Genomic DNA, 14,820 nt, shown 5'->3' with positions numbered 1-14,820 from the left:
TTGGTTTTAGTGTAGTTGTCCAATTTTGGAAAAGAAAATGGAATACAAATGGATGAACATGAAAAGCGTAAATGTGGAATTGGAATAGAATGTAAGTGGCATTGGAAAAAACTGGAGACTAATAAGACCTAAAAGACCTAAGACCTAAAAAAAGAAATCAGTTCATGCTAGTTTTTTGTCGTTCTCGCGCTATAGTATCACTCAATTCACAACACAGACGATGTGTTCCATCTTTTTTAAGGGCTGAAATCTTGTAAACTGGATCACACCAACCAAGCTTGCTAACAATCTTAGCACACTTCATTTCAATTTCTTCAAAAGGCAATAAATCTGTCTTATTAAAGACCAACCACCGTGATTTTTTTATCTCACGACGACTAAACCTTTCAAGCTCGTCCGAAATTTCTTGTACAGATTGAGCTACCAAATCTACATCTCCTACAGCTACATCGACAATGTGCAGTAGAATTCGAGTCCGTTCGAGATGTCTTAAAAACCGAACCCCAAGTCCTGTTCCTACACTGGAACCTACGATGATGCCCGGTACGTCTGCAACGACAAAACTTTTCCCATCATCGATACAGACCACTCCGAGACTCGGATAGAGAGTAGTGAACGGATAATCGGAAACCTTCGGAGCAGCTTTAGAAACTGCGCGTATAAAAGTGGATTTTCCCGAATTAGGAAATCCCAATAACCCTACATCCGCTAATAATTTCAACTCCAACTTTAATATACGTTTTTCGCCTTTCTTCCCACAAGTTATTTTTCGAGGGGTACGGTTTCTACTACTTTTAAAACGATTATTTCCTAAACCGCGCTGCCCCCCTTTAGCTACACACAATCGTTGTCCTTTTTCAGTTAAATCTCCAATCAATTCTTTCGTTTCTACATTATAAACTAATGTCCCTACAGGAATAGACATTATCAGGTCTCTTCCTTGTTTTCCACTACGAAGCCTGCTCATTCCAGATTGTCCATCCTGCGCTCGCAACAACCGACGATAGCAAAATTGTAGCAATGTATTGACAGACGTATCTGCGATAAAATAAACACTCCCCCCATCACCTCCATCACCCCCATCAGGGCCTCCTTTAGGAACAAATTTTTCTCGACGAAAACTTAAACATCCATTTCCTCCGTTTCCACCTTCCGCTTGTACTAATATTTCGTCTACAAATTTCATATCTCTCATTTACAAATTTCGTATATTCGAAACAGTCCTTATGGATTTATTTTATTACCAAAAGGTTCCTAGAAACAATCTACGGAAAAATAACAAGCATTCGAAAAATACAGAACATTACAGAACATTTAGGATAAAGACAATCCGTAAGGAAGAAGTTTTACAGTTTTATAAAAAAATTCAAAAATCCGTAATGGGTTTAACAGACACGTAATTACGCCATTTAATTCCCCGTCTAATTCCCCTACGAGAAAACCTGACTTTTCCGTCAACCAACGCGTACAACGTATGGTCTCGACCTACACCCATATTTTCTCCCGGATGATAACGAGTCCCTCGTTGCCGAACAACAATACTACCGGAAACCACCCGTTCACCCCCAAACCTCTTTACACCAAGCATTTTAGGGTTCGAATCCCGACCGTTTCGCGTACTACCGCCCGCTTTTTTATGGGCCATTTCTATCTCCTAATTATTTAATTATTCTATCTCCTAAACTTTCTTTTCCCCAAAACTACCCTAACAACACCCTAAAAAAACAATAACACTCTATCTACTTAAACTTAAACTGTATCCATCAACGAAACGGAAGCAGCAGAATTTCCTACTGACACTTCCTTTCTTTTATCAAAACTTATACCCATAACCTTCACAGTCGTAAAATACTGCCGATGCCCCATGCGTTTCATATGGTGTTTACGTCGTTTAAATTTGATAATATGAATCTTACCGGCCTTCCTTTGGCCAAGAACCTGAGCAACCACTTCGGCGCTTTGCATTTGAGGAAACCCAAGATATAACTCACCATCATCTTCAATCAGTAAAACATCACTGAACTTTACAAAAGCACCCACACTCTGAGGCAATTTTTCTATTTGTAAAGTCTGGCCTGCAGCGACTTGATATTGTTTGCCTCCAGTCCTAATAATCGCATACACTGAAAAACTTCCTCTAGACAAAAACACACCATGCACATATCCTAATATTACTTTTCCACCCATTCGCATTGTCCAATAATCTGTGTAAAAATGCAAATACAAATTTTGTGATCTTCTTGTTTTTCACCAATTTTCGAAATAGTTATAATACTAAGGTATAATAATGATGCTTCTAATTGTGTTCTCTTCTGGTTATGATAAATGGATACATCGGTAGTACGGTAAGACGGGGTGTAGCTCAGGTTGGTAGAGCACTGCCTTCGGGAGGCAGTGGTCGAAGGTTCGAGTCCTTTCGCCCCGATTTCATCAAAAATGCAAAAAACTGTTACCTTGTTACTCGTTGAAGACGAAACTGCTATTCGAGATATGTTACATTTTTCACTTTCTAATGAATTTCGATTGATAGATGTTGAAAATGTAGAAAAAGCGAAAACACAAACAATCAATCAACCGCCCGACCTTATTTTGCTCGACTGGATGTTGCCGGGCGAAAGTGGAATCGAATTCATTGACTGGATTAAGAAACAAGTTGACTTTCGAGATGTACCGATTATTATGCTCACTGCTAAATCCAAAGAAGAAAATAAGATTAGAGGACTAATGACAGGGGCTGATGATTATATCACCAAACCCTTCTCTCCTGACGAATTGACAGCAAGAATAAAAACAGTGTTGCGCAGAGGTCCTTTACTTTCTCCTTTTCATGAAATCAAATACCAAGACATTGTCATAAATACCGCTAAATATCAAATCACCGTAAATAAAAAACACTTAGTTCTTTCGCCAATTGAATATAAAATGTTTCATTTTTTTATGGAACACCCCAACAAAACTTATACTCGAGACCAACTGATCACCCGCATTTGGGGTGGAAACGTCTACATCGACGATCGCACAGTGGACGTTCATATTCGACGTCTTCGAGATAAACTAAAAAAATACGACCGACATCATTTGATTAAGACAATTAGAGGGGCTGGATATCAATTTGTAACCAATCATGAAGAGCAGTAGTACGCTAGATTTAAAATCGTTACCTATAGCAGCGAGAGAACACATTAATCAATTGGAGCGCATTCGTAGAGATTTTATTGCGAACGTTTCGCACGAACTTCGAACACCATTAACTGTTATTCAAGGTTATTTGGAAACTTTGCTTAAGAAAAGCAATTTGGATATCAAGCCCTATCAAAAGATCTTCAGCCAAATGTATCAATACAGTACTCGCATGGAGACAATTATTGATGATCTTTTGCTACTTTCTTGCCTTGAAAGCGACGATCACACTCCTAAAGAAAAAATGAATGTATCTGTTGCCAAAATGCTAAAAACACTTTGTACCGACGCTCAAAGAATTAGTGGTGAAAAAAAACACAGCATCAATCTCGAAGCAGAAGCTAATTTATGTATCACTGGATCGGAAGAAGAACTTAAAAGTTTGTTTTCAAATATCATTATCAACGCTGTCAAATATACTCTGACAAGGGGTTGTATATACGTAAAATGGTATTCTTCGAGCCATTATGCTGTATTTAGTGTATCGGACACCGGTATTGGTATTTCTAAAGAACACATTCCAAGAATCGCCGAACGGTTCTATCGTGTAAACAAAGAGCGTTCTTATGGAAACGGTGGTACTGGTCTTGGATTGGCAATTGTTAAACATGTCCTACTACGACACCAAGGAGATTTACACGTTGAAAGTGAACTAGGTAAAGGAAGTACCTTTACATGCCGTTTTCCATATTAAAGGAGAGAGAGGAGAGTATTGTTAAAAAATCAGATTTTTATTGAAATTCTCATAAATTGAATTCTAGAAGCAGAAATTGTCATCAAATCGTCACAAACACCTGTTATGGTTTCTTTGAACACAACACGAGAAACAAATGAAAACTGACCAACAGGAAAAATTTTTACTCGAACTAGACGAACAAAAACTTAGTCGTCTTCATTGGAGGATGGTCGGTACTGCAGGGGTAGGGTTTTTTACAGACGCCTACGATTTGTTTGTCATCGGAGTAGTTACTTCGTTGTTAATACCTTTATGGCACCTCACTGATAGTCAAATTGCTTTACTTAATGGCGCCTCCCTAGCTTCAGCGGCCTTTGGTGCTATAGTGTTTGGATGGTTTTCCGATACATGGGGTAGAAAAACTATATATGGCATTGAAGTATGCATTTTATTCGTCGGTGCATTGTTTTCGGCTTTTTCTATTTCCTATACTTGGCTTTTGGTCTCGAGAATTTTGGTGGGTATTGGAATAGGAGGTGACTATCCTACTAGCGCTGTAGTGGCTAGTGAATACGCCAATCGAAAAAATCGGGGTTTCTTAGTATTGCTCGTTTTTGCTATGCAGGCTGTTGGATTAATTGTAGGCCCCCTTTTCACTTCTCTACTAATGGTATCGCACATTTCTTATGCATACATCTGGCGTATTTTACTAGCTTTTGGTGCGATTCCTGCGGCTTCTGTATTCTACTTACGAAGAAAAATAGCGGAAACACCTCGATTTTTGCTTAGTAAGCAACCCCCTCTTGAAGTAAGTCGGATCGTAAGCGATTTGGCAGGACATAGAGATACGATTACTAACTCCACACCTCCTTTTACACCTGAAAAATTGTTTTCTTCAAAATGGCTTAAGTGCTTGTTTGGAACGTCTAGTGCATGGTTTCTATTAGATGTAGCACTTTACGGTAATGGCATATCTTCTGTTCTCATTATGAATACTATTAGTCCACACGCGTCTCTTCTAAGACATACGTTGTTGTCAGTTCTCATTTTTTTATGTTTCGCTGTTCCAGGATATTTCTTTTCAGCTGCTTATGTGGACAAAATCGGTCGGCGATTTTTACAAACAACAGGATTTTCTGCTATGGCTCTTTGTTACTTACTAATCGCCAGTGTGCCCAGTGTCCGAAACATTTTTCCTTTATTTATTGGAGTATTTGGTATCAGTTTCTTTTTCATCAATTTTGGACCTAATGCGACTACATTTTTAATTCCTTCAGAAATATATCCTACTCATATACGCGCTAGAGCTCACGGCTTTTCAGCCGCTATCGGAAAGGTTGGCGCTTTTGTCGGAACTTTCTTTTTACCGATAATTTTAACGAATATGGGATTGCCAATTATCATGATCTTCATGACTTTCGTTTCTCTATTGGGCATTTTTGTTACCTATCTAGTTCCTGAAATGAAAGGCGTTTCTCTCCAGATTTAATTTTGAAATTGGAACTAATTTTGGAATTAGAAATTGCACTTGAGCAGACATTTTTCTTATCCAATGTCGTTAGAACTGAACATAAATTGTGAATGTGCGTTTATGGTCTTTTGTATCAAACAACAACTGATGATAGAATACAGATATGGAGTTTTTTGGAAATTACGGTTTGTTCCTGGCTAAATTGATCAGTATACTAGTGTCTATTCTGATTGCACTCTTTGTACTTCTTAGTGTAGTTGCGCATACAAAAGCAAAACCTAAAAACAAACTGCATGTTCAAAAAATCAATAAGCAATACGAAGAATATAATCGTATTCTTTTGCGTGCTGTAAAAAACAAACACGAGTTCAAATTACAGTTAAGATCTCAAAAGAAGAATCGTAAACAAAAAGAACAACTAAAGGAGGCAAAAAAAAGGATTTTTGTTCTTAGTTTTAACGGAGATATTCATGCTTCTTCCGTAGAAGCGTTGCGCACGGAAGTGACTGCTTTGTTGACTTTAGCCAATAGAAAAGACGAAGTGTTTGTACGTCTTGAAAGTAGTGGAGGTGTTGTACATAGCTACGGACTAGCGACTTCTCAACTGCAAAGAATTAAGGCGGCTAATATAAAATTGTTAGTGTCTGTTGACAGAATAGCGGCAAGTGGCGGTTATTTAATGGCTTGCGTTGCTGATTATATTATCGCCGCTCCTTTTGCTATTGTAGGTTCCATTGGTGTCCTAGCTCAACTGCCTAATTTCCACCGATACCTTCAAAAAAAATCCATCGATTTCGAACAAATTACATCCGGTGAATACAAGCGAACGCTAACGCTTTTTGGTAAAAATACTGAGAAAGGGAGAGCTAAAATACAACAAGAAGTTGAAGAAATGCATAAAATCTTCAAAGATTTCATTAAAGAACATCGAAGAATGGTGAATATCGAACAGGTATCCACAGGTGAACATTGGTACGCTTTACAGGCTTTGCATTTAAAATTAGTTGATGAACTAAAGACGAGCGACGACTATCTCTTTACAGCCAGCCAAACATGCGATCTTTACGAAGTCCATTATAGAATAAAACACGCTCTGGATGAGCGACTTACTCGTAGTTTTAAAAAAGTTTATCAACAGTTCTGTAGTTGGTTTCCAACTGATTCTCGACTGATTGGTGGTATCAATTAATCTCCTTACTGTCAGCCGATTTTCTACCGATTGCTTTTCTCCATAAGAAACAATTTTCGGGATACAAAAACCGGTGGTGAAGTGCCAAAAAACAGTCGAATATCGTATATTCCATAATCACCATTTCTGACACAAGCCGACTAAGTTGGATGACAAAAGGTTTTTTCTCTTCCTTCTTGAGGGAGACAGTTATACTACTCATTCTTTAAACTTTGTTGGGGGAGATACGAGTATTTATTTGATTTGATTGAATGTGAGGGAGAATCCGTGCATCTTCTTTTTCTTTGCAGATTGGAAATCATTGCTTGGTATTTTTCTAAATTTTTTATTGTTCGATTTTTTTGTTAAGTTATGTGACTAACGATTTTTTAATATAGATCTCAAAATTATTTTAAAACGAAAACATTGTATTGATCACACTGTACTACCTACAATCCAAGAAATAAATTGGGAAAAGACTGTTGCGTTCTTTTTATAAACTCCAGAATTTCTCTTTTGTATTTTTCTTGAATCAAACATCGAAAAATTCTCTTTCGAACACTCCTGCTGCCTTACATATGTATATCAACCTAATAATTCTTCCCTATTCTATAAAAATATGTTATAGCGTCTGCGCTCGGAGACGGACTCATAACAATGCACTAACCTAAAATAAGGAGTCGTCTTAAAGACGACACTAAATCCTCCAATCTGAGAAAGAATAGTAAAATCCAATAAGCTGTAGAAACCGTTGCATCTGATCAATCCTATACGAATGGAATGATTTTTCAATTGTTATTCTTGAGAGTGTTTTTTGGAAATTTCAATTAAAACATCATTTATGTCGATAGCAGTAAGTTGAGCGCCTTGTTTAGCTAGTGCTTCGATTCAACAATCTTCCCCCGCATATGTCGGTCGAGGATTTTCTTGTCTTCGAGTGCTGAAATACTATACTGGTGAATATATTCACCAATACCGATTTAAGATGCGGAGGCTTTAATAGTACCGCTGAACGTTTTGATACTGTAGCCTGGCATCGAATTATTTGAATATCTTTCTGATCCTCTGCAAATGGTAAAAATATATACCTTACTTACGAAAAGAGAAGGTAGGATGTTTTCGACTATCAATCGTAGTCTTAAAGACTATTTTCTGGCCTGTCTTCGGAACAAAAACATCCTTTGCATTGGTTACACACCCTCCCTTAAAGGCATTCACAAATACACTCACTTTGTCTGCTCTTCGAGAGAGATGCGATGGGCAGAAACAAAAATCAATTGCGACTGATGAACATCAGAGGTCTTATCTACAACATTCTTAAGAAGAAATTTGTAGGGAAAAATTGTCTCTTGTCTCATATTATATAAATTCAGAACTATTCAAACTTTTCGTAATGATTTCATAAACACCTGACGACGATCGAGAAACTTTCGCAATACGATTAAGCTCTGTTTTCATCAATTCTTGACGACCTTCGTCCATGATCTTCCAATTCGATAAAGGTTGCAGTACTCGTGCAGCCATCTGAGGATTGATCGCATCGATGTTGAGTACACAATCAGAAATTAAACGATAACCCTCTCCATTCTTATCGTGAAAACAGACGGTATTCATTCCGAAAGTTACCAATAACGAGTACACATTATTAGGATTTTTGATATTGAAAGCGGGGTGTTGCAGTAGTCTCTTCACATTTTCTGTAGTAGACGGCAATTTTGATGACGCTTGCAGCGCCATCCACTTATTAACTACCAGAGGATGATCTTTCCATTTTCGATAAAATTCATCTAATGCACGGTCACGTTCTTTACACTCGTGATTGACTAAAGCGGATAAAGATCCGATAACATCGGTCATATTATCACTATCCCTAAATTGTCGATAAGCCAGTGCATACTGCTTGTCTTCTGCATTTTCAGTTAAATAGTTCAAACATCGGTTTTTAAACGCACGTTTACCAACATCAATCCAATTGTAAGTGTAAGAAGGCAATCGATGCCTCTCGTAGGCTGTCGTCAATTCCAATACTAAGGTTTTCGCCAACTCTCTTTTCACAAATTGACGAACACTATATATGGTCTCAACATCCGTATTTTGTATAAACTGCATTAAACCAGTTTCTGAAGGTAATAGAATGAGCAAAGCCGCATATCCATAATCTCCATGCGATCGAACGACAATGTCTCGAAAACTTTCTACGAATCGATCGTCCAATTTCAGAGATCTCTTTTGTTGATAATCTTTAATTAGATTTCCTATTAAACGTCTCGAAAAAATTTGTCCTGATTCCCACCGAGAAAAAGGATCGCTATCGTGTTGAAAAAGCTGTAAAAGTTCTTCGTCACTATAGGGGTAATTAGAATATACTGGTGCCGAAAAGTCTCGAAGAAGAGATAATATCGGTTTCTTCTTTACGTTAAGAAATTTAAATACTTCCTCAGATTTTTTAATTTCTAAAACGCGCGTACCTCGAATAAAATTGTCATCTCCGTCCAACTTACTTGTCGCATCTTCATATTCCGAATTTAAAAGACCAAGTGCTAACGGAATGTGCAATGGTAATTTTTTCGACGACCCTGATGAACAGGACTGTCTCACTTTCAAAATTAGGACTTCTTTTTCTTGGTCGTATTCACTTTCCATATCAAGTATTGGAGTGCCAATATGGTCATACCATTTCTTGAATTGTTCAAAATTTTTACTTGAAACGTCCATCATAGCTTGAACAAAGTCTTCAATAGTTACTGCTTGCCCATCGTAACGAGAAAAATAAAGGTCCATCCCTTTACGAAAAATCTTCGATCCTAATAAAGTCCTTATCATACGAATAACTTCTGCGCCTTTATTATAAATCGTGCTTGTATAACAATTGTTAATTTCAATATACGAATTCGGTCGTACTGGGTGTGCTGTAGGACTTGAATCTTCTAAAAATTGTACATTGCGCAAGTAATTCACATTTCTAATACGAGCGGTGGCTCTTGACGTTATATCTTCGGAAAAACACTGGTCTCGAAAGACGGTTAGTCCTTCTTTTAAGGAAATTTGAAACCAATCTCTGCATGTTACACGATTGCCTGACCAATTGTGAAAATATTCATGTCCAATTACATTCTCAATACGCATGTAATCCTCATCAGTAGCTGTTTTTGGATCAGCTAAGATATTTTTAGCATTAAAAATATTGATCCCCTTGTTTTCCATTGCTCCTGTATTAAAATCACCCACTGCAACTATCATGTAAACTTTGAGATCGTATTCGCGGCCAAATCTTTCTTCGTCCCATTTCATTGCTCTTTTTAAAGACTGTAAAGCAAAAAACCCTTGATGTTTAAGTCCTTTTTCTAAAAAAAGTCGTAGGATTATTTTTCTATCCGATCGAGTGAAAAAAACATCTTCCAACACATCAAAATCTCCAGCTACTAAAGCAAATAAATAGGAAGGTTTTTTCAAAGGGTCTTCCCAATGTACCCATTGCCTGTTACTACACAGCATTTTCGATTCGATCAAATTTCCGTTTGACAACAAAAAAGGGTATCGATCTTTATCAGCTGTAATTGTTGTAGTGTAACGTGTTAGCACATCAGGACGATCTAGAAAATAGGTAATGCGACGAAATCCATATGGCTCGCATTGAGAACAAAAGACGTTCTTCGACTTATAAAGCCCAATCAATTGAGTATTTTCTTGAGGTTTAATAGTTACTTTAGTTTCTAAAGTGAATAATGAATCTGGAACACGAGGAATTATCAATAAAGAATCGGTGATTTGATACTCAGAAGATGACAACGTTCGTCCGTCGAGAGATAGGCATTTTAATACCATTTCTTCTCCGTTAAGCACCAACGGTTTTGACACATCTACTTTTGGATTACGTCGTAAATTCAAAACAGTCCTGACGTTGGTTTCTTCTTCATAAAGATCCACATGCATGCGCATTGTATCAATCAAGAACCCAGGAGGGCGATAATCCTTAAGATATGTCGGGCTGTTCCTGCTCACTATTCCTATTTTTTTGTTTGCCATTTTCTTTGATATTACACAATAATAAATAAAAAATACAGAGAAAATCTGAAAATCTCTGTTGTTTCGGTATTGTTTCACACAACCCGATAAGCAGAGCTTAAGCAGTTGTTTCAATATTTTGCTGTTAACGACGGCAATAGTTGACTATACTTTGCAAGAACAAGAATCACTCAACTAAAACTTTTTGGAAAATTCTTTATAAGAACCCTGTATAAGAGCTTTATACAAACATGAACACCTCTAGTCATCAAAGGAAACCGATTACGCGAGCACTAATTAGTGTTTCGGATAAGACCGATATCATTGACTTTGCAAAAGAACTGAACAGCCGCTGTATTGAAATAGTGGCAACCAGCGGGACTGCAAATCTATTAAAATTACATCGAATACCAGTCACTGACATTGCCACTTTTACGGGATTTCCGGAAATCCTAAACGGTCGTGTAAAAACCTTACACCCAAAAGTCTACGCCGGACTTTTGGCCAGACCGGGATTTGACGATAATATTCTTAAACAGCACACCATCTATCCTATAGATCTACTCGTCGTAAATTTTCGTTTTTATACGACGGAAGTTACTGTACCTCTTTGTATATTTGAAGAGACCGTAGAGCAGATCGATATTGGCGGTCCCAGTATGCTTAGAGCGGGTGTAAAAAATTTCAGATCTGTTACGGTTCTAGTTGAACCCAGCGATTATAAACTAGTTCTACAAGAGATGGATACGAATCTCAATGCAACTTCGTTGTCTTTTCGCAGGTCTTTGGCTCAAAAAGCTCTTGAATATCTCTCAAACTATGACGCAGCAATTTTGTCTTGTTCGGTACGGGAATATAAATCTAAGAAATCCCTTTCCTTCCCGGAAGGCCTTCCTGTAACTTTTCAAAAGAAAGCAAAACTTCGTTACGGTGAAAATCCGAATCAGTCTGCGGTTCTTTACAGAGTCATACCCCCTGTACCTAATAGCCTTACCGAATCTCGGCAATTGCAAGGAAAACCGCTTTCGTTTAGTAACTTATTAGACGGTGATTGTGCCTATCGTACAGTATGGGAAGAACAAGATGCTATAATTCCTACGTGCGTCATCGTTAAACACGCCTCTCCCTGCGGAGCGGCTCAAGGAGAAAATCAGCTAGTGGCCTATGAAAAAGCATATGCTACTGATAGTCTGTCTGTCTTTGGGGGGATTGTTGCATTTAATTCTGTTTTGGAATCCGAAACTGCAAAAAAGATTTTAGAAAAACACTTTGTCGAAATAATTATTGCTCCGAGCTTTACCATCGATAGTCTCAGATTGTTGAAGAAAAAACCCTACTTACGATTATTAGAAGCTCGCCCTCCTGTTTCGGATGATTGTTCTTTTTCTTTTTGCTCGATTACCGGTGGACTTCTCGTCCAAAAGAACGAACAAACCAAATCCAACCGAAAAAATTTTACTGTGGTCAGTCAACGTCTTCCATCAAAACGAGAACTGCAAGACTTATATTTTGCTTGGAATATTGTAAAGTATGTAAAATCTAATGCGATAGTCTGTACAAAAAATCAAACCACTTTAGGAATCGGAAGCGGTCAATCTAGTCGGGTATTTTCCGTCAAAATCGCTATAATGAAAGCGCAAGAAGCTGGATTTTCCTTAGAAAACTCTGCGATGGCTTCTGACGCATTTTTCCCTTTTACTGATGGTATCAAGACAGCGAAAAAAGCTGGAATTAGAGCCATCATTCAGCCCGGTGGGTCAATTCGAGATAGGGAAATTGTACGGGCTGCCAATAGTGCTGAAATTGCAATGGTCTTTACCCACCAACGTTGTTTTAAACATTAAACAAACTGTTCGATTCCAAAGTCAGAGCGCGGGGCAATACATAAAATTTTCGAAAATTGGAAATTTATCACAAACAAAACTGATGTATATCGAATCCTCATTCCTTCTTAAGGTTATATCTCGAGGTCAAGGTCTTTGCAGAAATCTCTTTTTTGTCTTCACAAGATTTGGAAGAGTTTCCCTTAGGGGAAAGGGGGATACAATCGTTTTTTTTGTAAATTGCAAACGCGTAAAATCAATTCGTTGAGTAGACGAATGAGAAAAATGGGAAATCCGAGAGCAAAAATCAGGTACTACTTTTTCAGGGTTTGTTTGTATTGCAGAAATGACCGCTATATTGTTCACTCCGGTACTTAAAACAGCTTCCAATCGTTCCAAATTGATTCCACCGATCGCTACAACAGGATAAGGTGAAATTTCATACCAATAGCGTAGATTCGGCAATCCTTGAGGAAGAAAGGGCATAATTTTAGAAGCTGTCTTATATATAGGTCCAAACGCAATATAAGAAGGAGAGACAGCGTGCGCACACGACAACTCATAAAGCGAGTGGGTGCTAACACCTAAACGTAAGTTAGCGCCGCGAATAGCAAGAATGTCAGCAGACCGCAAATCGTCTTGACCTAAATGAATTCCATAAGCACCGGATTCAATAGCTAATTTCCAATAGTCATTGATAAACAGTTTCGCTCGATAGCGGCGAGACAAGTCTACACTTTCAATCACAATTTTTTTTACAACCGAAAGTTTGTGATTTTTAATTCGCAATTGCATTGTACGCACACCTAAAGTTAACAATTTATATATCCATTCCGCACTGTCGACAATGGGATAAAAACCCAAGTGACCACAGCTTGGAAAAGGAGAACATAATACGGTTTTTTTGTGTTGTGTCGCCATAGGCAAATCGATTGAGCATCTGGGAAAGCCTTTTCGTCCTAACAGAATATTATTTCCGATCTTTAAGTTAAGACGAATTCCTTGGTATACATACATTTTTCCCAGAGTAAGTGCGTCTTCTAAAGAATATCTTAAGGCTAAAGAAGCGCTAATTGCCGAACTTAAACTACAACCTGTCCCGCGAACGTTAGTTTGTTTAATTTTTGAGTTGATCAGCCAAAATTCTTTTTTTCCGTTTGTAAAAAAATCACAAGCCTTATTGGATTTTAGATGACCGCCTTTTAGTAGTACTGATTTTACCCCCAGTCTCAAAAAAGACTGGGCTGCCACTATCATGTCTTTTTGAGAATGGATTTTTTTCTGTAAAAATGTTTCGACTTCAGGAATATTAGGAGTTAATAAGTCCACATAAGGAAATATGAAACGTTTTAAATTGTAAGGGTCTGTAAACACAACCCCCGATGTTGATCGAAGAACCGGATCAAAAACGACGAATCCCGTATACCCTCTCAGATACGAACCCATTGTAAAAATTGATTCTTTACCCAATAACCCTAGTTTGATGACAGATGGAAAAAATGCTTTTTCTAGACTGGTAATTTGTGTTTGAATGAGACGAGAATTACAGAAATCGATTTCTAGTACCTCTTGGGCATTCTGCGCTGTAACAGCGGTAATAATAGTAGACACATGAACATTAAAATCTTGGCATGTAAATAGGTCCGCTTGACAACCAGAACTACTGGAACAGTCAGAACCGCCTACCGCCCAGACAATCGGCTTATTCATTTGGATAAATCCGTTAAAAACGGTTTATCAATTAAAGGAGTTGTGGCTTTAGCGACGTTACGCTTTTCAATTATTCCAGATTCGTAACCTAATCGTCCAGATTTAACCGCATGAGCAAACGCTTGAGCCATCATAACAGGATCATTAGATAACGCCACTGCTGAATTTAACAATACAGCGTCAAATCCTATTTCCATAATTTGTACTGCATGAGAAGGTCTTCCAATCCCCGAATCAACAATTAATGTGGTTTTAGGAAATCTATCTCGTAAGAGACGTAAGGCGTAAGAATTCATCAATCCCAACCCGCTGCCAATCGGTGCAGCCCAAGGCATCAAAATACGACAACCAACATCAATTAAACGCTGACACAGAACTAGATCTTCTGTACAATACGGAAGCACTTCGAATCCTTCTCTAATCAAAATTTCGGCAACTTCTACAAGAACAAAAGGGTTTGGTTGCAGAGTATATTCGTCACCGACAATTTCTAATTTAATCCAATGGGTGTCAAATAATTCTCGAGCTAGTTGAGCCGTAGCTAGAGTTTCTTCAACAACAGAACATCCAGCTGTATTTGGAAGGACATGACACGATAAGGATCGCAACAACTCCCAAAAGCGACTGCTTTTTTTTCCCGGAAGTTGTCGACGCAAGGATACAGTGATGACTTCAGTTTCAGACGTATTAATGGCTTCACAGAGGACATTCGGAGATGGGTATTGCGCAGTACCCAATAACAATCGTGAAGTAATTTTGGTATTGGAGATAGACCACATAACAGATG

Annotated in this window: 11 protein-coding genes and 1 tRNA gene; 6 read left to right on the top strand and 6 right to left on the bottom strand. The window is 38.0% G+C overall.

The window, feature by feature from the left end; all coding sequences use genetic code 11:
• Positions 1-157: 157 nt before the first annotated feature.
• From cgtA to rplU, 3 genes are all read right to left on the bottom strand, one after another.
• A complete protein-coding gene (gene cgtA / locus EGQ50_RS01820; protein WP_159748480.1) occupies positions 158-1,186 on the bottom strand; it encodes an Obg family GTPase CgtA in 1,029 nt (342 codons plus the stop codon).
• Between the two features lie 180 nt (positions 1,187-1,366).
• The gene (gene rpmA / locus EGQ50_RS01815) at positions 1,367-1,645 is read right to left on the bottom strand and encodes a 50S ribosomal protein L27 (protein WP_159748034.1); all 279 of its coding nucleotides are present in this window, start codon (positions 1,643-1,645) and stop codon (positions 1,367-1,369) included.
• 104 nt (positions 1,646-1,749) lie between these two features.
• On the bottom strand, positions 1,750-2,124 hold the full coding sequence (gene rplU / locus EGQ50_RS01810; RefSeq protein ID WP_159748479.1) for a 50S ribosomal protein L21: 375 nt from the start codon (positions 2,122-2,124) through the stop codon (positions 1,750-1,752).
• 227 nt (positions 2,125-2,351) lie between these two features.
• On the opposite strand from rplU, the gene EGQ50_RS01805 reads away from it, so the two are divergent.
• The 5 genes from EGQ50_RS01805 to sohB all read left to right on the top strand — a co-directional run bounded on the left by EGQ50_RS01805 (position 2,352) and on the right by sohB (position 6,516).
• Positions 2,352-2,425, top strand: a tRNA-Pro gene (locus EGQ50_RS01805).
• Positions 2,426-2,436: 11 nt separating this feature from the next.
• Positions 2,437-3,138 carry a response regulator gene (locus EGQ50_RS01800; RefSeq protein WP_159748032.1) on the top strand — a complete coding sequence of 234 codons (702 nt, stop codon included), beginning with the start codon at positions 2,437-2,439 and terminating at the stop codon, positions 3,136-3,138.
• Complete coding sequence (locus EGQ50_RS01795) at positions 3,125-3,874, top strand: ATP-binding protein (RefSeq protein ID WP_246168922.1); 750 nt, start codon at positions 3,125-3,127, stop codon at positions 3,872-3,874. Before EGQ50_RS01800 ends, EGQ50_RS01795 begins: the two co-directional genes overlap by 14 nt.
• 136 nt (positions 3,875-4,010) lie before the next feature.
• A complete protein-coding gene (locus EGQ50_RS01790; protein ID WP_159748030.1) occupies positions 4,011-5,345 on the top strand; it encodes an MFS transporter in 1,335 nt (444 codons plus the stop codon).
• Between the two features lie 145 nt (positions 5,346-5,490).
• The gene (gene sohB, locus EGQ50_RS01785) at positions 5,491-6,516 is read left to right on the top strand and encodes a protease SohB (RefSeq protein ID WP_159748028.1); all 1,026 of its coding nucleotides are present in this window, start codon (positions 5,491-5,493) and stop codon (positions 6,514-6,516) included.
• 1,338 nt (positions 6,517-7,854) lie between these two features.
• On the opposite strand, the gene pepN is transcribed toward sohB, so the two are convergent.
• Positions 7,855-10,521: an aminopeptidase N gene (gene pepN, locus EGQ50_RS01780; protein WP_159748026.1), complete on the bottom strand. Its 2,667-nt coding sequence runs from the start codon at positions 10,519-10,521 to the stop codon at positions 7,855-7,857.
• A 230-nt stretch (positions 10,522-10,751) separates the two neighbouring features.
• Here pepN and purH point away from each other — a divergent pair, with 230 nt between their 5' ends.
• Positions 10,752-12,344, top strand: coding sequence for a bifunctional phosphoribosylaminoimidazolecarboxamide formyltransferase/IMP cyclohydrolase (gene purH, locus EGQ50_RS01775; RefSeq protein WP_159748024.1), 1,593 nt, complete (start codon positions 10,752-10,754; stop codon positions 12,342-12,344).
• Positions 12,345-12,470: 126 nt separating this feature from the next.
• Here the strand turns inward: purH and thiE are convergent, their stop codons facing one another.
• On the bottom strand, positions 12,471-14,033 hold the full coding sequence (gene thiE, locus EGQ50_RS01770; RefSeq protein ID WP_159748022.1) for a thiamine phosphate synthase: 1,563 nt from the start codon (positions 14,031-14,033) through the stop codon (positions 12,471-12,473).
• Positions 14,030-14,812 carry a thiazole synthase gene (locus EGQ50_RS01765; protein ID WP_159748020.1) on the bottom strand — a complete coding sequence of 261 codons (783 nt, stop codon included), beginning with the start codon at positions 14,810-14,812 and terminating at the stop codon, positions 14,030-14,032. Before EGQ50_RS01765 ends, thiE begins: the two co-directional genes overlap by 4 nt.
• Between the last annotated feature and the right edge of the window lie 8 nt (positions 14,813-14,820).

The sequence above is a fragment of the Coxiella endosymbiont of Amblyomma sculptum genome (genome assembly GCF_009883795.1).
In the GTDB taxonomy this organism is placed as follows: Bacteria; Pseudomonadota; Gammaproteobacteria; order Coxiellales; family Coxiellaceae; genus Coxiella.
Note: the sequence above shows the minus strand (reverse complement) of the source record. Positions and strands in the feature narration are given on the sequence as shown.

Coding starts and splice junctions, on each gene's coding strand:
- rpmA (WP_159748034.1), bottom strand. CDS start 1,645: ATGGCCCATAAAAAAGCGGGCGGTAGTACGCGAAACGGTCGGGATTCG.
- purH (WP_159748024.1), top strand. CDS start 10,752: ATGAACACCTCTAGTCATCAAAGGAAACCGATTACGCGAGCACTAATT.
- EGQ50_RS01790 (WP_159748030.1), top strand. CDS start 4,011: ATGAAAACTGACCAACAGGAAAAATTTTTACTCGAACTAGACGAACAA.
- EGQ50_RS01795 (WP_246168922.1), top strand. CDS start 3,125: ATGAAGAGCAGTAGTACGCTAGATTTAAAATCGTTACCTATAGCAGCG.
- thiE (WP_159748022.1), bottom strand. CDS start 14,033: ATGAATAAGCCGATTGTCTGGGCGGTAGGCGGTTCTGACTGTTCCAGT.
- EGQ50_RS01800 (WP_159748032.1), top strand. CDS start 2,437: ATGCAAAAAACTGTTACCTTGTTACTCGTTGAAGACGAAACTGCTATT.
- pepN (WP_159748026.1), bottom strand. CDS start 10,521: ATGGCAAACAAAAAAATAGGAATAGTGAGCAGGAACAGCCCGACATAT.
- EGQ50_RS01765 (WP_159748020.1), bottom strand. CDS start 14,812: ATGTGGTCTATCTCCAATACCAAAATTACTTCACGATTGTTATTGGGT.
- cgtA (WP_159748480.1), bottom strand. CDS start 1,186: ATGAAATTTGTAGACGAAATATTAGTACAAGCGGAAGGTGGAAACGGA.
- sohB (WP_159748028.1), top strand. CDS start 5,491: ATGGAGTTTTTTGGAAATTACGGTTTGTTCCTGGCTAAATTGATCAGT.